Origin of the sequence: Brevundimonas sp. (genome assembly GCF_032107865.1) — a bacterium.
Taxonomy (GTDB): Bacteria; Pseudomonadota; Alphaproteobacteria; order Caulobacterales; family Caulobacteraceae; genus Brevundimonas.
This window is the reverse complement of sequence record NZ_DAMCNG010000040.1, coordinates 1-18,002: the sequence shown is the minus strand read 5'-3', so window position 1 is coordinate 18,002 and position 18,002 is coordinate 1. Positions and strand designations below refer to the sequence as shown.

Genomic DNA, 18,002 nt, shown 5'->3' with positions numbered 1-18,002 from the left:
AAGGGTTATCGCGCGGGCATGGACGCCGCCCTGCTGGCCGCTGCGGTCGAGGCGACGGTCTGGCCCTGGGTCGCGTCCGGCGCCGTTCGCGCCCAGGTCGAAGCGACCTTCCCCCTGGCCGAAGCCGCCGCCGCCCACGCTCATCTGGAAGCGGGCGCCCACGTCGGCAAGGTCGTGCTGCTGCCCTAAAAGAAAAGGGCGGGAAGCCGCAGCCTCCCGCCCTCGCCTTTCGAACAGGCCGGTGTTTTTACCAGCGACCGCCGCCGCGCGCCGGACGCAGCGACGAGATCCGGTCGTTCATGCCCGTATTGCCCAGGTTACGCATGTCGCCGCTGACGATCTCGCAACGGCCGCGATAGTTGGCGTCCTCGCAGACTTCCCACGTTCCGCGCGACAGGCGGATCGAGCTGATAGCGTCGTTCATGCCCACGTTGCGCAGGTTCGGCACCTCATTGCGGAAGCTCATCGACTGACCGCGATAATCGGCGTCGCGATAGACGGTGATCGAGGATTGCCCCCAACCGCCGTTGCCAGGACGGCCATCATCCCAACCGCCGCCGGGGCGACCCGGACGACCGTCATCCCAGCCGCCGCCCGGACGCCCGGGGCGGCCAGGACGGTTGTTGTCTTCAAAGTCGCCACGATGATTGTGGCAAACCAGCAGACCGTTATCGTTGCCGATGTCGCTGCTGGAACAACGCGCCAACTCGATCGAGGTCTCGCGCATATTGCCTCGACGGTCGCGGCAGTCAGCGTACAAGCGCCCCTGGTTCACATACGACCCGCTACAGCTCTGCGCATACGACCCGCGCGGTGCGCCGCGCGTCTGGATTTGAGCTTCCGCGGAGCTCACGTTGATGACGGAGAAGCCCCCCGCCGTCATGGCCAGTCCCGCTGCTGCAATCACGAACTTCTTCATGAAACGGTCTCCTTCGAGGTTTCTCTCGGCGCACAACGCGCCCTGGCCCCCAATGTTCATCACAACAGATGAACCTTCGCTGTATGACAACGACAGACGACGTTTTCATTTCGGTCGAGATCACCTATAAAGGCCTTCTCGCGCCCGGCCGAAAAGGTCGGGCGCCGTCGATTCAAACGCCCGTTTTTCGGGCCGCAACCGCCGGGATCCATGCCCATGACCGACATCCTGATGCCCAAGGCCACCGCGGTCTGGCTGGTGGACAACACCTCGCTCTCGTTCGAGCAGATCGCCGACTTCTGCGGCCTGCACCCGCTTGAGGTGCGCGGCATCGCCGACGGCGACGTGGCGCGCGACATCCGCGGCGCCGACCCCATCGTCAACGGCCAGCTGACCCGCGAAGAGCTGGACAAGGCCCAGAACGACGAAAACTACCGCATGAAGGCTGTTGTCAGCCGCCACGCCGAACTGCTGAAGCCCGCCAAGTCGGGTCCGAAATACACCCCGGTCTCGCGTCGTCAGGACCGCCCGGACGCCATCATGTGGTTCGTCCGCAACCACCCGGAAGTGACCGACGCCCAGATCGCCAAGCTGCTGGGCACCACCAAGGCCACCATCGAGAGCGTGCGCAATCGCACCCACTGGAACTCGGCCAACATCAAGCCCGTCGACCCGGTGACGCTGGGCCTGACCGGCCAGCTGCAGCTGGACGAAGTGGTCCGCAAGGCCGCTGACAAGAAGGCCAAGGACGACGCCAAGAACGGCGTCCTGCAACCCATCGAGCCCGAGGTCGAGCCGGAAGCCGCCCTGGAAGAGCCCGAGGAAGAATACGGCCTGGGCGCCGAACCCACCGCCGAGTCGGTGTTCGGCTCGCGCGACTGATCGCAGTCAGCGACCAAAGACAAAACGGCCCCGGAAGATCGCTCTTCCGGGGCCGTCGTCATTTCAGGTGGGAAGCCGTCAGTGGCTTCGGGCTTCCAGACTGTTGATCTCTTCCTTAAGTCGCAGTTTTCGCTGCTTCAGCTCCCTGAGGTGTGTCGGGTCCGCGGTGGGGCGTCGCATCTCCTGCTGGATAGTGTCATCCAGCGACCGATGCCGATTACCCAGTTCGCGAATACGAGCCTCGATGGTCATGGCTTGCGCCTCCATGTCTAAGGGACCACTACACTGAGCGCCCGGTTCGGCGGGGTGTGGAATCACATTGCAGTGACCCCGCGCCGCTCCGGACACGGACAGGTTGGAGGCGAATTTGGCCGATGTTGTGAACACGACCGTTCGGGCGCCGGCGCCCTCTCGGCTAGTCGTTGGAATCTCTGGCGCTTCGGGCGTCATCTATGGCGCGCGCGTACTCGACGCCCTGCGCGAACTGGGGGTCGAGAGCCACCTGGTCGTCACCCGCGCGGCCCTGCTTACTTTGTCGCAGGAGACGGATCTCAGCCCCGACGAACTGACGGCCAAGGCCGACGTGGTGCATCGGCTTAACGACGTGGGAGCGACCATCTCCTCCGGGTCGTTCCGCACCCTGGGCATGATCGTCGCCCCGTGCTCGGTGCGGACGATGAGCGAGATCGCCACCGGCGTGACCTCGACCCTGCTGACCCGCGCCGCCGACGTGACGCTGAAGGAGCGTCGCCCCCTGGTGCTGATGGTGCGCGAGACGCCGCTGCACCTGGGCCACCTGCGCACCATGACGGCCCTGGCCGAAATGGGCGCCGTCATCGCCCCGCCCCTGCCCGCCTTCTACGCCAAACCCGACAGCCTGGAGCAGATGATCGACCAATCGGTCGGCCGGGCGCTGGACGTCTTCGGCCTGGACTGGTCGGCCGTGCGCCGCTGGGAAGGCCTGAAGAGCGGAACTGAGGCATGAGCGACGATCTGTGGACCTGGGCCTGCGCCGCCTACGCCGCGCCGGGCGTGGCTGACGCCTGCCTGTCGCTTCAGGACTATCACGAGCAAAACGTGCCCCTGCTGCTCTGGGCCGCCTGGACCGCCGCCACGGGCCGCCGGCCCGACGAAGAAACCATCGAGGCCGCCTGCGACACCGCCCGCGCCTGGCAGACCACCACCATCGCCCCCCTGCGCGCCGTGCGCCGCACGCTGAAGACGCCCGTGCCGGACCTGGAGACCGACGCCCTCCTGGCCGTGCGCGAACAGGTCAAGGCCGCCGAACTGGCCGCAGAGCGCCATCTTCTGAACGGGCTCGAAGCCCTGTCTCCCGTCCCGGCTGGCGCGCCTCGCCTGTCCATCGACGCCATGGCCGATGCAGCGCGCCTGTGGGATCGCGTCGTGCCGCGTCCGGCGCTCAGAACCCTGGCCGACCTGCTTCCGGCCTGACCCCAGCTCAGCTATAATCCCCTCGGTCCGGGGCCTGATCATGAACGACGACGAACCTTACCTGTCCGAAGAAGACAAGGAACTGCGCGCGCAGCTCTCCCAGCTGTTGCAGGAGCACGCGGACCTGGACGCCTCCATCGAGGCCCTGGCGCTTCTGCCCGCGCCCGACCAACTCATGATCGCCCGCCTGAAGCGCAAGAAGCTGGCCCTGCGCGATGACATCGTGAAGCTGCAGGATCGCATCCTGCCCGACATCATCGCATAATCACATAACGTCGGTCATTGACTCTTGTGTCATTAACGGTGGAGATGACGTCGTCACCCACTGGCAGGAGAGAACCGATGCGTATGCGTAAGATTCGTAATGCCGTGCTTCTGGCGTCCGTTGCGGCGGCGACCTCATTGCTGTCCGTCGGAGCCGGGGCGCAGTCCCCCGGCGTCATGTACCATCGCACCTTCTACAGCGACGCCACGCTGACGGTTCAGGTGGGCTGGTATATCGATCGCTGCGCAAACGGCCGCGTCGTCGCGGCGCCCGTTCACGGGACCACCTCGCCCTACTACACGCTAGAGGCGGTCGGCAGTTGCCCCGGCGGTTACTGGTGAACCTGCTGCGGGGGCGGCACTAGGCCGCCTCCGCCAACCCTCCCTACAGCGGCAGGACGGAGGTGTCCTTGACCTCTTCCATCACCGCATAGGTGCGGGTCTCGCGCACGCCCGGCATCACGATCAGGGTGTCGGCCAGGAAGATGCGGTAGGCCGCCATGTCCTTCATCCGCACCTTGACCAGATAGTCGAAGCCGCCCGCGACCATGTGGCACTCCAGCACCTCGGGCGAGCGGCGGATGCGCTCGGCGAACTGGTCGAAGATGTCCGAGGTCGTGCGGTCCAGCAGCACCTCGATGAAGATCAGCAGCTCGCGCTCGGCGAACTTGGGATCGATCAGGGCGGTGTAGCCGGTGATCACCCCTCGCTCACGCAATCGCCGCACGCGCTCGAAACAGGATGACGCCGACATGTTGCAGGCGGCCGCCAAATCCTGATTGGTGATCCGCCCGTCCTGCTGCAGCACCCTCAGGATGCGGCGGTCGGCGTCGTCCAGCTTGTATTCCCCAGCGCTCATGCGCTCTTCCCCCTATACGCTTTACAGAATCCCGACACTGACAAAGCCGTCGGCGATCTGCAACGCACGTCTGTCAGCAATGGAAGGCCGACGCCCTCCGACGTCGGCCCGGTGTCAATTACTGCCCAGAACGCTTCGCCGCTGCGGCTTGCTTGCTCTGGGCGATGAAGGCTTCCATCTCGGCGGTCATGGCCGGAATGGTGGCCACTCCGATGGCCAGCAGATGATCGTGGAAGGCCTTGATGTCGAAGTCAGCCCCCAGCTCCGCCTCGGCCAGACGGCGCAGGCGTACAATCTCGATCTCGCCCAGCTTGTAGGAGAGGGCCTGTCCCGGCCAGGTGATGTAGCGGTCAATCTCGGTGCCGACTTCATGGTCCGACAGTGCGGTGTTCTCGCTCAGGAAGGCCACCGCCTGCTCGCGGGTCCAGCCCTGCGAGTGGACGCCGGTGTCGATGACCAGACGGGCCGCGCGCCACATCTCATAGGTCAGGCGGCCGAAGTCCTCATAAGCGTCTTCATAGATGCCCATCTCGACGGCCAGCTTCTCGGTGTAGAGGGCCCAGCCCTCGCCGAAAGCGGAGATGTAGGTCTGGGCGCGATAGTCGGGCATGGGCTCATGCTCGCGGCGCAGATTGCCCTGCCAGGCGTGGCCGGGGTTGCACTCGTGCACCGTCAGCGCCGGGATGTTGTAGCGCGGGCGCGACGGCAGGTCGTAGGTGTTCAACAGACAGACGCCGTTGCCGCCTCGTCCAGCCGTATAGAAGGGCGCGATCGCGTCCGGCACGGGGATCAGGCTGAAGGTGTCACGCGGCTTCAGATTGAAATACTGACCGATCTTGCCGTCGACCTTCTTGATGACCCAGGCGCCGTGCCACAGCAGGTGCTCCGGCTTCTCATAGTGGAACTGCGGGTCTGTCTTCAGGAAGTGGATGAACTCGGCGAAGGTGCCGGTCCAGCCGGTGCTGCGCATCACCGTTTCCATCTCGGCGCGGATGCGCGCGACCTCGCTGCGGCCGATGGCGTGGATCTGGTCCGGGGTCAGGTTGACGCTGGTGTATTGGCGAATCTGCGTCTGATAGAAGTCGTCGCCGTCCGGCAGGCGGTTGGCGCCCAGGGTCTCGCGCGCCCCCGGCATATATTCATTGCGGATAAAGCCCAGCAAAGTCTGGTGCGCGGGCACGACCTGCTGCTGGATCGTCTGCACGGCGGCGGCGCGCAGGCGCTGCTTGTCCGCCTCCGCCATGTTCGCAGGCATGGTCAGGAAGGGCTTGTAGAAGGGGTTCTGGGTGACGTCCGTCGGTTCCGTCACCGCCAGGATCGACACGTCCCGCCCGACCAGAGAAGCCTTGGGCTGGGTGAAGCCGCGCGCCAGACCGGCGCGCATATTGGTGATCTGCTGATCGAAATAGCGCGGCACGTCCCGCATCTGGGACAAATAGCGCTCATAATCCTCGACCGAGGTGAAGGTCGCATTGCCCATGCCCGTCAGCGACGACCAGAAGGCGCTGTCCGAGTTGAACGGCATCTCATACAGGCGATGACGGCCGTCATCGACGAAGTTGTCGATCTGGTGCTTGTAAACGGCGTAGTTGGTGTGCTGGTTCGGCGACAACTGCTCGGGCGAAATGGCTTCGAGACGACGCTGAATGGCGGTCCAATACTCCAGACGACGCTGCTGGGTGGCGGCGCTGACGTCCGGCAGGGTGCTGGGCTTGGAGGCGCGCGAAGGCATCTCCTTCTGACGCCAGGCCCACTCCTCGGCGGCGATAGCCTCGAACTGGGCGTCCAGCGCCGAAGGCGCAGCGGCTGAAACGGCGCTCGCCGCCAGGGCGAAGGTCGGCGTCGGGGCGGCGGTGAAGGCCAGGCCGACGGCGGCGGCGATAGCGCTGTATGCGGTCAGGGTCTTCATCGTCTCTCTCCCCCAAAAACAAAGTCAGACGCCCTGGAGCGTCTCCAAGGTGAGAAGCCGCCCGAGACCGGACGGCTTCCCATTCTGGATTAGAACTGGGCGTTCACGCCAATGTACACGTAACGGCCAAGGTTGTTATAGATGCTGGCGTTGAAGCCGTTATATAACGACGTTCCAGTCCAGGTGAACGGCGTCTGCGGCGGATCTTCGTCGGTGAAGTTGTTGACACCCCCGAAGACAGAGAAGCGGTCGAACCGATACTCGGCGCGCAGGTCGTGGGTTGTCCACGACGGAGCCTTCCACACTTCATACGAGCCGACAGAGTCCTGATTGCTGCGCACGACGCTGCTCAGGTACCGGTTGGCGTAGGACAGCGACAGCTTGTCATAGTCCCACGACACGCGGAAGTTGACGCGACGCTTGGGATTGGGCGCCTCGCCGGCCTGTTCGTCGCGCACGCTGGCGTCGCCCGGAACCGGATCATAGGTCAGCTCGTCCAGGAAGCCCGCCGCCACGTTGAACGACAGAGAGCCGTAGGGCGGCAGGCCCAAGGCCTCCAGGTCCGTGCGGTACGACGCCGTCACGTCCCAACCCGAGTTGGTGTACTCGGCGACGTTCATCACCTGGTTGATGACGCGGCTGATGTTGCCGTCGGCGCCGCGCATGACATTGCCGCAGAACGGATTGGTCAGGGTCGGGCTGTCGACGCAGTTATTGATGATCGTGCGAGCGCCGAAGGAGGCGATGACGTCGCTGATCTTGATGTCGTAGTGGTCGACAGTGACCGCCAGGCCCGGCAGGAAGGTCGGCGTCAGGACGACGCCCAGGGTCAGGGTTTCACCTTCTTCCGGGTTCAGGTCCGCATTGCCCTTGCTGACGGACGGCTTGGTCGCGATCGACTGGGTGAACTCCGGCGACAGACCCAAGGCCGCGCAGTTGGCCTTACGGTTGGCGGGATAGTTGCCCAGGTTCAAGCGCGTCGCGTCGCAGGGATCGTCGAACAGGGCGAACCCTTCGCTGCCGCCGTCAAACAGTTCGCTGATGTTCGGCGCACGCACAGCCTTGGCGTAGTTGGCGCGGAAACGGATGTTGCGGTCGACCGTCCACTCCATGCCCAGGCCATAGCTGCTGTCGCCGCCCGTGGTGGTGTAGTCCTGGAAGCGATAGGCCGCCGTCAGGTCCAGGTACTGGATGAAGGGCACATCGGCCAGCAGCGGCAGATTGACCTCGCCGAAGATTTCCTTCGACTCATAGGCGCCCTCGGTTCTCGCCTGGGTGTTCTGGAAAATCAGCGCCCTCTGCGAACGAATGTCCGGCACGGAGGTGCTTGCTTCCTTGCGCCATTCCACGCCCGCCGCGAAGGCGACCGGCAGGCTGGTGCCGCTGAACAGCGACGGATAGGAGAACAGTTCGCCGTTGACGCTGGCCACCGCGTTCCACTGACGGATACGGTCGTTGCGGGTGGTGTAGATATAGGAGTAGTCGATCGCCTCCTGAGAGCCGAGATAGGCCCCGAACAGGTTCAGCGGCTGACAGCCCCGCGCCCGCGCATCCGCGCTGCGACAGACGATCTGGTTCGTCGACGGATCGCGCCAGGCGTCGATCGACTCATAGAACTCCTTCTGCAAGCGGTCGAAGTTGGTGAACTCCGATTCCGTCTGGCCGTAGTTGACGTAGGCCTCGAACCGCCAGCCGTTGCTGAAGGCGCCGTCCACCCCGGTCACGAACCGCGTGGTGTCGTAGACGCTTTCCGTGGTGCGGATGCCGATGTCGGTGTCGATCCGGCTGATGTCGAAGAACGTCATATTGGCCTGCGCCAGCATGGTCTTCAGTTCATCGGGCAAGAAGGCGTTATCCGCCTTGATACGATAGGCGTTGCCCGTCGACATGCCCGGCGAACTGTCGGCGAAGGTGCCGTTCCGCGCCTGGCTGCTGGCCTCCATGTGGAAATACTTGGCTTCAGCGAACAGGTTCAGTTCGCTGATGAAGTCGCCCGAGGGCTGGAACTGGTGGCGCAGCTGCAGCTCGCCGCCGAAACGCTCGACCGGGGTGCGCAGCATGTCGTCGCGCAGCTTGAAGCCGTCGCCGCCGATCGACAGCTTCTGCTCGCGTCCGGCGCCGTCATACAGGATTTGACCGCGGTCGAACGGGACCAGCTTGCCGTCCGGCGTGAAGGTCAGGGCGAAGGCCTTGTTGGCGCCGATCGGCGAGACGATGACCGGGGTGAAGAAGTCGTTCTGGGTGTTGGTGTAGACATCCCGCGCCATGATGAAGGACGGCAGGCCGTCGTTGGCGCTCTTCTTGTTCGGGTTCGGGATTTCGGCCAGGGAGCTCATGGCGTAGTCGCGCTCGTGGCGGAACAGCCCCTCGGACTTGTCATAGGTCAGCGCGCCCATGATGTTGGTCCGGTCGTCATTGAAGTTCCGACCCACGGCGACCGAGCCGTAGTAGGTGTTCGGACCGTCGGCCGAGCCATACTGCGTCTGGATGGCGATGCCGTCGAAATCCTGCTTGGTGATGAAGTTGACCACCCCGGCCACGGCGTCCGCGCCGTAGACCGCCGAAGAGCCGCCCGTCACCGTGTCGATGCGCGCGATCGTCGTCTTCGAGATGGAGTTCACGTCCACCGCGCTGGTGCCCGCCGTGCCGGCGACATGGCGGCGGCCGTTAACCAGCACCAGGGTGCGGCTCGATCCGAGGTTGCGCAGGTTCAGCGTGGCCAGCCCCTGTCCCGCGACCGAGTTGGTCGTGCTGGACGCCGAGGAGCCCAGGCCGACCTGCGGCTGACGCGACATGGCGTCGATCAGGTTGGTGACGCCGGTGTTCTCGATCTCCTGGGCGTCGACGACGTTGACGGGCGTCGCCGCCTCGACGTTCGGACGGCGGATACGCGAACCCGTCACGACGATGTCGGCGACGGCGCTGGCTTCCGGCTCGGAGGCCGGCGTTTCGGATTGAGCCCAGGCAGGCTGGGCGGCGGCCGCGGCCGTGACGGCCAGACCGGCGATAATCGTGCCGGTCTTCAGGTACGCAGACAGTCTCATTCGATCACCCCTCGTTTTTGATCTGAAACCCAGGCGGGCCGTCCCCATTCGGCGTCGCCTGCGTCACTGCTTTGGATCAGCGCCCTCCTTGCGCCTCCCCTCGTTCGGCTTTTTGCCGATCGACCATCGCCCGCACGTCGGCCAACAAGGCCGGCGCGTCGTAGGCGACCCCGCGCGCCACCGTCCAACGCACGCCGCCGACCGTCTCGATGCGGTTCTCGGGGCTCAGGCGTTCATGTCCGGTGCCGTACAAGGTCTTGAAATTCGCCAGCGGATTTTCGGTCGTGATGACCAGATCCGCGCTCATGCCCGGCCGCACGATGCCGAAGGTCGGCGCCTTGCCGGTCGGCTCGGCCAGGGTCGTCGCCCCGTCCATCGTCGCAGCGCGCACGATCTCCAGCGGGTGGAAGCCCGCCTCCTGCAGCAGTTCCAGCTCCTCGATGTAGCCGAAGCCGTACAGCTTCCAGATGAAGCCCGAGTCCGACCCCACCGTCACCCGGCCGCCGACCTTCTTGTAGTCGTTCACCAGCCGCATGAACCGTTCGTAGAAGCGGCGCCACGCCACCTCGTTCGAGGTCGTCCAGTCGAAGAAATAGCTGCCGTGATTGTCGCGCGTGGACTGGAAATAGTCCGCCAGCGCCGGCAGCGTATAGGTCTGGTGCCAGGGCGCATTGCGCGCCCGCATCAGATCGCGCGACGCCGCATAGATGGTCATCGTCGGATCGAAGACGACGCCCGCCTTCTTCTGCGCTTCCAGATAGGCGTACCATTCCGCCGAGCCCGGCTCGACCTCGTCCCAGATCTCGGCCGCCTCACCGAAGCGCTTCTGCTCGTCGTAGAAGTTGTAGTCGGTCGGATAGTCCTGGATCGTCCGCCCGCCCAACAGCGACTCGAAGTGGCCGTAGAAGTGGGTGATGGTCCCCAGGCCCGCCGCCGCCAGCTGTTCGGCGTTCAACTGGGCCACGCCCGGCTGGGCGATGTGGGCCACCGTGCCCATGTGGTTCTTCTTAGCCTCGTCGATGGCGGCCAGGACCACCTCGGGCGTCTCGTCGCCGCGCAGGAAGAATTTGATCCCGTCCACGCCGTTGGCCGCGCCCCAGCGCACCCACTCGCGCGCCATCTCGGGGTTGCGGATACGGCCGCGCGACCAGCCCGAGCCGAGGGTCTGATAGTTGTAGATACGCGGCGCGACGATCTCGCCGCGCGCCGAACGGGCCTTCTCCGACACGGCGATGTCGTGCGGCGCCAGGCTGACGCCGCGCACCGTGGTCACGCCGTGCGCCAACCACAGCTTGTAGACATACTCCAGGTCCGGCGCCTTCTGCGGGCTGCCGCCGTGAGCGTGGGCGTCGACGAACCCGGGCATGACGTACATGCCGCGCGCGTCGATCTCATGCGCGGCGTTCAGCGGCCGGCGGTTCTCCTGCTCCGGCATCCCCGGCCATCCGGCCTGGATGACGTCGGTGATCTTGTCGTTCTCGATGACGATGTCGACCGGCCCCATGGGCGGCGCGCCCGTGCCGTCGATCAACATGGCGCCGCGCACCACCATCAACGGATATGGGCCGAAACCCTCGTCGGCGCGTCGCGGCGGCGCAGGGTTGAGCGTGGCGCGCGCGGGCGCGGCCTGGGTCTGGGCCTGAGCCGCAACCACGCTCGGCGTCCCTGCCGCCAACAGCAGCGCAGCCGCACACGCCGCACCGGCGCCCTTGAAGATAGCCTTCACCCCAACCGTCGTCCGCAAGCTGCAATCCCTCCCAAGATTGGGGGCCGAAGCCCCTGCTAGCGCCTGTCCGGCGCCAAGGCCGGTCTTTAAATCGCTAGCACCCCGCAGGAAGCATGAGTTTCGGATATTGGCGATACGACGGAATTAAATTCACACCAGGATCAAAAAACTGAGTCATCTTCGAAATATGCATTTTTGAGTCAAATGCAGGATAGAAGCGTTGTTTCTGCGGCAAATCTGAATTTATGATCTAATGATCAGGATATGAAGCGCCCTTCTGCGGTCGTTTTTTCTGCTGCCGTACAGCTTGGTCACCCCGAGGCAGAACCAAGAATGCTACGGAAAAACGCTGTTATTCCGAATATTTTTACATTCGCTACCGAAGACTGTCTGGGGGGAGATGCATGAGTTTCATGACACGCCGTAAGGCCCTGCCTGTGCTGGGAGGCGCGCCCAAGGCGAACGGGCTCAAGCCCACCCTCTCCTGGCCGCATCTGGTCGCACTGGGCGTCGGCGCCATTGTCGGCACCGGCATCTACACCCTGATCGGTGTCGGAGCTGAACGGGCCGGACCGGCGGTCATGCTGGCCTTCGTCATCGCCGGGATCGTCTGCGTCTGCGCCGCCCTGGCCTACGCCGAACTGGCGACCATGATCCCGGAGTCAGGCTCGGCCTACACCTATTCCTACACCACCCTGGGCGAGGGCGCGGCCTGGATGGTCGGGTGGAGTCTGATCCTGGAATACACCGTCGTCTGTTCGGCCGTAGCCGTGGGCTGGGCGGGCTATTTCTCGGGCATGATGGAGGGCATCGGCATGGGCCTGCCCGCCATGCTGACTTCCGCCCCGTCGCAGGGCGGCATCGTCAACCTGCCGGCCGTGATCATCGTCGCCGCCGTGGCGGGTCTGCTGGTCGCCGGCACCAAGGAAAGCGCCTCGATCAACGCCGTGCTGGTGGTGGTCAAGATCGCCGCCCTGATCGCCTTCGTGGCGATCGCCCTGCCCCACTTCAACCCGGCCAACCTCAAGCCCTTCATGCCCTACGGCTTCTCGCACGGCATCGGCGCCGAGATGGGCGTGATGGCGGCGGCGGCCATCATCTTCTTCGCCTTCTACGGCTTCGATGCCGTCGCCACGGCCGCGGAAGAGACCCGCAATCCCGCTCGCGACCTGACCATCGGCATCATCGGTTCGATGGTGGCCTGCGTCATCATCTACATGGCCGTGGCCATCGCCGCCCTGGGCGCCATGCCCTTCACCGACTTCATGAAGTCGCCCGAGCCCCTGTCGCACATCATTCGCACCGTCGGGTCGGACCTATGGGCCACCCTGATCGCGGGCGCGGCGGTCGTCGCCCTGCCCACCGTCATCCTGGCCTTCATGTTCGGCCAGAGCCGCATCTTCTTCGTCATGGCGCGCGACGGCCTGCTGCCGCGCAGCCTGGCCCATGTGTCCGAACGGTCGGGCGGACCCGTGCGCGTGACGGCGGGTACGGCGGTGCTGATGGCGATCATCGCCGGCTTCATCCCGCTAGGCGACCTGGCCGCCCTGGCCAACGCCGGGACGTTGGTGGCCTTCGCCTCGGTCGGCCTGTGCCTGATCGTGCTGCGTCGTCGCGAACCCGGCCGTCCGCGCGTCTTCCGCGCCCCGGTGTGGTGGCTGGTCGGGCCGGTGGCCATCGCCGGCTGCGTCTATCTGTTCTTCAGCCTGCCGGCCTCGACCCAGATCAACTTCGTCATCTGGAACGTGATCGGGGTGGCGGTCTATCTGCTGTACAGCCGCCGCAACAGCCTGCTGAACGGCTAAAGCAAAGGGCGCCGAGGCTGACCTCGGCGCCCTTTTCAATTCGTCAGCGCGTCGCTTCCGGCCGCGCCCTCTTCCTCAGCCACATGGCCGCGTCAGCCTCGGACAGCCAGACCTCCGCGTCCGTCTGAGCCGCATAGGCGCGCACGCCGAATGAGCCGCCCAGCGCCACCCGCGCCTCGTCCCAGACGAAGCCTTCGCTCTCCAGCGCCGCGCTGAGCCGCCGCGCCTTCTCGCGCCCTTCCTCGGCGCCTGCGTTCATCAGCATCACGGTGAACTCGTCCCCGCCCATGCGGCCGACCGCGTCGGATTCGCGCACGTTCGCCAGCAAAAGCTCGGCCACAGCGATCAGGGCCGCGTCACCCGCCGCATGACCCAGGCTGTCGTTGATTCCCTTGAAGCCATCCAGATCGAGGTACAGCAACGACGCCTCGACCCCGTGGCGACGGCAGTAGGCCAGGTTCCGGCTCAGCACCGCCATGAAGCCGCGCCGATTCAGCGCGGGCGTCAGCACGTCATGATCCGCCAGGGCCTCGGCTCGCTCGGCCCGGTCGGTCAAGGCCGCCACCTCGGCGCGCAGGCGCGCGATCTCGTCGCGCAGTTCGTCGTCCGAAACCGGAGCAATGGTCTGATCGGCCAGGTGGTTCAAGTCGGGCTCCGGCGTCGCATTTCCAGCCGACTCAAGGCTCTGCGACAGCCATGAGTCTAGCGTCCTCGGTTGCGGGCGCAACGCGGGTGCTGTAACGGGCCGCTTTCCGCTTGGGGAGCCTTTGCGCATGACCGCCTCCACGCCGCCGGCCACGACGCCTCCTGTCGCCATCATCATGGGCAGCCGCTCCGACTGGCCCACGATGAAGCTGGCCGCCGACCGCCTGGATCAGCTGGGCGTCGCCTGGGAGGCCAAGGTCGTCAGCGCGCACCGCACGCCCCAGCGCCTCTATGACTTCGCCACGACGGCCAAGGACAAGGGCTTCAAGGTCGTCATCGCGGGCGCAGGCGGCGCGGCCCACCTGCCCGGCATGGCCGCATCGATGACCGATCTGCCGGTGCTGGGCGTGCCGGTCCAGTCCAAGGCGCTGAAGGGTCTCGATTCCCTGCTGTCCATCGTCCAGATGCCCGGCGGCGTGCCCGTCGCCACTCTAGCCATCGGCGACGCGGGCGCCGCGAACGCCGGCATCCTGGCGGCGCAGATCCTGGCCCTGTCCGATCCCGCCCTGGCCAAGCGCCTGTCGGCCTTCCGCGCCGCCCAGACCGAATCCGTCGCCGAAAGCGTCGAGGACTGATGCCCGATCTTCCCCTGCCCCCCGGTTCGACCCTCGGTATTCTCGGCGGGGGCCAGTTGGGTCGGATGCTGAGCCAGGCCGCCTCGCGCCTGGGCTTCGACGTGGTGATCCTCGATCCCCAGCCCGACAGCCCCGCCGCCCGCGTCTCGCGCGCCCAGATCACCGCCCCCTATGACGACCCCGACGCCCTGCAGGCGCTGGGCCGCCTGTGCGACGTCGTCACCTTCGAGTTCGAAAACGTCCCCGCCGCCTCTGTCGAGACCCTGGCCGAAGCGGGCGCCCTAGTCGCGCCGGGACCGACGGCGTTGGCCGTGGCCCAGGACCGGGTGGACGAGAAGATCTATCTGAACGCCGTCGGCGCCCCGACCGTGGCCTTCGCCTCAGTCACGACGCTGGATGACCTCACCAACGCCATCGCGGCGCTTGGCCTGCCCGCCCTGCTGAAGACCCGGCGCGAGGGCTATGACGGCAAGGGCCAGGTCTGGATCCGCGACGCCGCCGAGGCCGAAGCCGCCTTCGACGCCATCGGCCGCCGCCCCGCCGTGCTGGAGGCCGCCGCCGTCTTCCAGCGCGAGCTGTCGGTCATCGCCGCGCGCGGCCGCGACGGCGCGGTCGCCGTCTATCCCCTGGGCGAGAACGTCCACCAGAACGGGGTGCTGAAGACGACCACCGCTCCCGCCGCCGTCGACCCGGCCACGCAAGGCCGCGCCGAACAGATCGCCGCCGCCGTTCTGGACGGCCTCGACTACATCGGCGTCATGGGCATCGAACTGTTCGACATGGGCGACGGCGAGTTACTGGTGAACGAGGTCGCCCCGCGCGTCCACAACACCGGCCACTGGACCCAGGACGGCTGCGTCTGCGACCAGTTCGAGCAGCACGTCCGCGCCGTCATCGGCTGGCCTCTGGGCCCGACGCAAGCCCACGCCCGCATCGAGATGACCAATCTGCTGGGTGACGAGGTCGAGGACTGGCGCGTGCTGGCCGCCCAGCCTGACGCCCGCCTGCACCTCTACGGCAAGCACGACGCCCGCCCGGGCCGCAAGATGGCCCACATCAACCGGATTCTCTAAAACCCTCTCCCGATGGGAGAGGGTTTTAGCGCACGAGAGCGCAGCGATCGTTCTTGCGCGAAAGGGTGAGGGTCGACGCTCAGCCGTTGAGACGCCGCGCGTGCGACTTCACCGCTTCGATCAATAACTCCGGCTCCGCACACGCTTGATCATTGGTCACGCGGATTACCGTCCAGCCCAGTGCCTCAAGCACCTGCTGCCGCTCAAGATCACGCGCCGCCACCTCATCCAGACGATGCACGCCGCCATCGATCTCAATGATCAGGCGCAGCCGGTCGCAGGCGAAGTCCGCATAATAGGGGCCGACGGGATGCTGGCGGCGGAACTGGTGCCCGTCGACCTTTCCGCCCCGCAGAATCGTCCAGACACGCTCCTCCGCGCAGCCGGAAAACTGGCGCAACCCACGCGCACGGTCTGTTCGCGGTGACGTCATACGAGGAGTGTGCGTGCCGTGACAAACAACGGCAAGCCGGGAACCCTCACCCTTTCGCCTAGACAATCGCCTACGGCTCTTGGAGGCTCAAGCCCTCTCCCATCGGGAGAGGGAAGTTAGGCCTTTTGGCCGTATCGCAGCCGGCCCAGCACGTCGGTGATCGTCCGCACCGGCGCGTCGAAGTCCTTGCCCGCCTTCCACTTCTCGAAGGCCATGACGTTTTCGATGCGGCGGGCGACGAAGCCCTCCGCCGCCTCGCGGCCGTCAAACCAGCGCATGGTCAGGGCGGGAATCAGGATGCCGCCCAGAATCGCCCGCTTGGAGTAGTGATTCTGGTCCGTCGCCGTATCCCCGGCCCAGCGCCACAGATGGTCCGCCGACTCCCACGCCAGCTTGAAACCCAGGTCGACGTTGGTCGGCAGGCTGAGGAAGCCCGCGCAGCGCTTGGCCGCCTCGATGTCCTGCGCCCCCGCCTCCATCCGCGCCGAGACGGCGGCGGCGATTCGTTCGCGAATCTTCATCGTGGCGGCGGGCGTCGCCTCCAGCGCCTTCAGGGCGCGGGCGTCGTGACGACGCGACAGCAGGACCGCCAGGTCGCGCGGGCCGTTCGGCAGCAGCAATTCCTGGTCGCCCAGCGACAGGCCGCACGCCTCGCACGCGGCGCGCGTCAGGCGCGCGTTCCAGCCCAGCGCGGGCGCGCGTTCTATGGCCGCATCCAGAACAGCCTGTTCTGTGCGGTCGGCCCAATCGCCTTTCGGAGCGGTCTCGGCTGTCTCGGTCATGAGCGCCACGATACGCCCATCCGGCGGGCGTTTCGACCCATCACGATTAGGCGCGACGATCTGGACACGCCCCCCCCGATCATGTATCAGCGCGCCTTCACTTGGGAGGCCTCCTCTCGAGCGTGGTTTTGTTTTGTCTGCCCGTCTCCCTTGGAAAGGACGCGGCGGGCGGCCAAAGGAGAGAGACCCCTGGTTCAGATTTTTGTCCGCGACAACAATGTCGATCAGGCGCTGAAAGCCCTGAAGAAGAAGATGCAGCGCGAAGGCAGCTTCCGCGAAATGAAGCGTCACGTGCACTTTGAAAAGCCGTCGGAAAAGCGCGCCCGTCAAAAGGCTGAAGCTGTCCGTCGCGCCCGCAAGCTGGCTCGCAAGCGCGCCCAGCGCGAGGGCCTGCTGCCGGCTCCCAAGGGTCGCGGTCGCTAAGACCCGCTGACGCCTGAAAGATCAAAGGCCGCTCCGAACATCCGGGGCGGCCTTTTTCTTTGTCTGCTGGCCTTCACTCTCCCCGCAATCGCCGGGATGAGCGGGAGAGAGGCAAGGCCTCCCTCCCCTGAACCTCACCGCCCCGTCACGGCGCCCATGAAGCTCTTCCAGCTCAGCTTCACGTCCGACAGGGCGCCGGCGCGGAAGGCGCGGCCCGCCGCCCAGACCATCAGGGCCGCGAACAGGAACATGCCGATCAGGCCGCCGATGATCTCGATCAGGGGCGGTCCGCTGGGCGCGCGCGCGGCCATGACGAAGGGGGTGAAGGGCGGGATCAGGCTGATCACCTTCACCACCATGGCGTCCGGAGTGCGGATGGCCATCTGCATGACCAGAATCGGCACGACCAGCACCATCATGATCGGCCCCATCAGGGTCTGGGCGTCGCGCGGCGTGTCACAGAAGGCGCCGATGGCCGCGAACAGCACCGCATACATCAGATAGCCGCCGACCAGGAACAGCAGGAAGTAGACGAACAGACCGTCCGTCAGCAGCACCGAACCGATGTCCCGCGCCACATCGGGCATCGTCGCGATCAGGCCGATGGCGCCGATGCCGCCCCAGGCGCCCAGAACAGCCAGCGTCAGCAGGGCCACGCCCAGCACCTTGCCCGCCAGGATCTCGGTTGCGGAGGCCGAGGACAGCAGCACCTCCAGGATCTTGTTCGACTTCTCCTCCATCACGCTGTTCAGCAGGATGGAGGCGCCGGTGATGATCAGCGACCACAGGATGAAGCCCACCGCCAGACCGACGATCACCGGCAGCTTGTCGCGGAACGACACCTCGCCCCCCGAGGCCGCGCGCGGCGAGAAGACCGAGACCTCCGGCCGGAACGTCTCCGTATCCGACACCACCGCCGGGTCGATGCCGCTGGCCACGAAGACGCGGCTGCGGTTGGCGGATTTCAGGGCGCCGCGGATGGCGTCCTCGACAACATCGTCTGTGGCGCGGCCGGTCCAGACGCGGGCGCCGGGCTTGCCCTCGACCTCGGTCAGGAAGACCACGGCGTTCAGCGTCTCGCCCTCGGGCGCGTCCTTGTCGACATAGCGGCGGGCCAGCGCGTCGCGCGCCTCGCCCGGCGTGGCGGCCGT

At 66.0% G+C, this 18,002-nt stretch carries 20 protein-coding genes; 10 read left to right on the top strand and 10 right to left on the bottom strand.

Features of this window, described 5'->3' with window-relative positions:
* A partial coding sequence (locus tag RT567_RS05720) for a zinc-binding dehydrogenase (RefSeq protein ID WP_313574953.1) occupies window positions 1–189 on the top strand: 189 nt, incomplete at its 5' end.
* A 58-nt stretch (window positions 190–247) separates the two neighbouring features.
* Here the strand turns inward: RT567_RS05720 and RT567_RS05715 are convergent.
* Window positions 248–919 carry a beta/gamma crystallin-related protein gene (locus RT567_RS05715; protein ID WP_313574951.1) on the bottom strand — a complete coding sequence of 224 codons (672 nt, stop codon included), beginning with the start codon at window positions 917–919 and terminating at the stop codon, window positions 248–250.
* A 216-nt stretch (window positions 920–1,135) separates the two neighbouring features.
* Between RT567_RS05715 and RT567_RS05710 the strand changes: the two genes are divergently transcribed.
* Window positions 1,136–1,801 (top strand): cell cycle transcriptional regulator TrcR, encoded by a 666-nt coding sequence (locus RT567_RS05710; protein WP_313574949.1) that lies wholly within the window; start codon window positions 1,136–1,138, stop codon window positions 1,799–1,801.
* 78 nt (window positions 1,802–1,879) lie between these two features.
* Here the strand turns inward: RT567_RS05710 and RT567_RS05705 are convergent, their stop codons facing one another.
* Complete coding sequence (locus RT567_RS05705) at window positions 1,880–2,053, bottom strand: YdcH family protein (protein WP_125900050.1); 174 nt, start codon at window positions 2,051–2,053, stop codon at window positions 1,880–1,882.
* A 127-nt stretch (window positions 2,054–2,180) separates the two neighbouring features.
* On the opposite strand from RT567_RS05705, the gene RT567_RS05700 reads away from it, so the two are divergent.
* The 4 genes from RT567_RS05700 to RT567_RS05685 all read left to right on the top strand — a co-directional run bounded on the left by RT567_RS05700 (window position 2,181) and on the right by RT567_RS05685 (window position 3,859).
* A complete protein-coding gene (locus RT567_RS05700) occupies window positions 2,181–2,786 on the top strand; it encodes a UbiX family flavin prenyltransferase (protein ID WP_313574955.1) in 606 nt (201 codons plus the stop codon).
* A complete protein-coding gene (locus RT567_RS05695) occupies window positions 2,783–3,253 on the top strand; it encodes a TIGR02444 family protein (RefSeq protein ID WP_313574948.1) in 471 nt (156 codons plus the stop codon). Before RT567_RS05700 ends, RT567_RS05695 begins: the two co-directional genes overlap by 4 nt.
* 40 nt (window positions 3,254–3,293) lie before the next feature.
* Window positions 3,294–3,518, top strand: a complete 225-nt coding sequence (locus RT567_RS05690; RefSeq protein WP_313574946.1) for a DUF465 domain-containing protein — start codon at window positions 3,294–3,296, stop codon at window positions 3,516–3,518.
* 77 nt (window positions 3,519–3,595) lie between these two features.
* Complete coding sequence (locus RT567_RS05685) at window positions 3,596–3,859, top strand: hypothetical protein (RefSeq protein ID WP_313574944.1); 264 nt, start codon at window positions 3,596–3,598, stop codon at window positions 3,857–3,859.
* A 43-nt stretch (window positions 3,860–3,902) separates the two neighbouring features.
* Here RT567_RS05685 and RT567_RS05680 read toward each other — a convergent pair whose 3' ends face one another.
* From RT567_RS05680 to RT567_RS05665, 4 genes are all read right to left on the bottom strand, one after another.
* Window positions 3,903–4,376, bottom strand: coding sequence for an Lrp/AsnC ligand binding domain-containing protein (locus tag RT567_RS05680; protein ID WP_003165692.1), 474 nt, complete (start codon window positions 4,374–4,376; stop codon window positions 3,903–3,905).
* A gap of 118 nt (window positions 4,377–4,494) precedes the next feature.
* Window positions 4,495–6,285, bottom strand: a complete 1,791-nt coding sequence (locus tag RT567_RS05675) for a DUF885 family protein (RefSeq protein WP_313574943.1) — start codon at window positions 6,283–6,285, stop codon at window positions 4,495–4,497.
* Between the two features lie 89 nt (window positions 6,286–6,374).
* Window positions 6,375–9,329: a TonB-dependent receptor domain-containing protein gene (locus RT567_RS05670; RefSeq protein WP_313574941.1), complete on the bottom strand. Its 2,955-nt coding sequence runs from the start codon at window positions 9,327–9,329 to the stop codon at window positions 6,375–6,377.
* Between the two features lie 76 nt (window positions 9,330–9,405).
* Window positions 9,406–11,073, bottom strand: a complete 1,668-nt coding sequence (locus RT567_RS05665) for an amidohydrolase family protein (RefSeq protein WP_313574939.1) — start codon at window positions 11,071–11,073, stop codon at window positions 9,406–9,408.
* Window positions 11,074–11,459: 386 nt separating this feature from the next.
* On the opposite strand from RT567_RS05665, the gene RT567_RS05660 reads away from it, so the two are divergent.
* Complete coding sequence (locus RT567_RS05660) at window positions 11,460–12,860, top strand: amino acid permease (protein ID WP_313574938.1); 1,401 nt, start codon at window positions 11,460–11,462, stop codon at window positions 12,858–12,860.
* 43 nt (window positions 12,861–12,903) lie between these two features.
* Here RT567_RS05660 and RT567_RS05655 read toward each other — a convergent pair whose 3' ends face one another.
* A complete protein-coding gene (locus RT567_RS05655; protein WP_313574936.1) occupies window positions 12,904–13,506 on the bottom strand; it encodes a GGDEF domain-containing protein in 603 nt (200 codons plus the stop codon).
* Window positions 13,507–13,633: 127 nt separating this feature from the next.
* On the opposite strand from RT567_RS05655, the gene purE reads away from it, so the two are divergent.
* Both purE and RT567_RS05645 read left to right on the top strand, forming a co-directional pair.
* Window positions 13,634–14,140 carry a 5-(carboxyamino)imidazole ribonucleotide mutase gene (gene purE / locus RT567_RS05650; protein WP_313574934.1) on the top strand — a complete coding sequence of 169 codons (507 nt, stop codon included), beginning with the start codon at window positions 13,634–13,636 and terminating at the stop codon, window positions 14,138–14,140.
* A complete protein-coding gene (locus tag RT567_RS05645) occupies window positions 14,140–15,213 on the top strand; it encodes a 5-(carboxyamino)imidazole ribonucleotide synthase (RefSeq protein WP_313574932.1) in 1,074 nt (357 codons plus the stop codon). Before purE ends, RT567_RS05645 begins: the two co-directional genes overlap by 1 nt.
* Window positions 15,214–15,292: 79 nt before the next feature.
* Here the strand turns inward: RT567_RS05645 and RT567_RS05640 are convergent, their stop codons facing one another.
* Both RT567_RS05640 and RT567_RS05635 read right to left on the bottom strand, forming a co-directional pair.
* Window positions 15,293–15,646 carry an endonuclease domain-containing protein gene (locus RT567_RS05640; protein ID WP_313574931.1) on the bottom strand — a complete coding sequence of 118 codons (354 nt, stop codon included), beginning with the start codon at window positions 15,644–15,646 and terminating at the stop codon, window positions 15,293–15,295.
* Window positions 15,647–15,762: 116 nt separating this feature from the next.
* Window positions 15,763–16,428 (bottom strand): COQ9 family protein, encoded by a 666-nt coding sequence (locus RT567_RS05635; RefSeq protein WP_313574930.1) that lies wholly within the window; start codon window positions 16,426–16,428, stop codon window positions 15,763–15,765.
* Window positions 16,429–16,617: 189 nt separating this feature from the next.
* On the opposite strand from RT567_RS05635, the gene rpsU reads away from it, so the two are divergent.
* Window positions 16,618–16,851, top strand: coding sequence for a 30S ribosomal protein S21 (rpsU, locus tag RT567_RS05630; RefSeq protein WP_087139870.1), 234 nt, complete (start codon window positions 16,618–16,620; stop codon window positions 16,849–16,851).
* Window positions 16,852–16,985: 134 nt separating this feature from the next.
* On the opposite strand, the gene RT567_RS05625 is transcribed toward rpsU, so the two are convergent.
* The coding region (locus RT567_RS05625) for an ABC transporter permease (protein ID WP_313574928.1) at window positions 16,986–18,002 on the bottom strand (1,017 nt) is incomplete at its 5' end.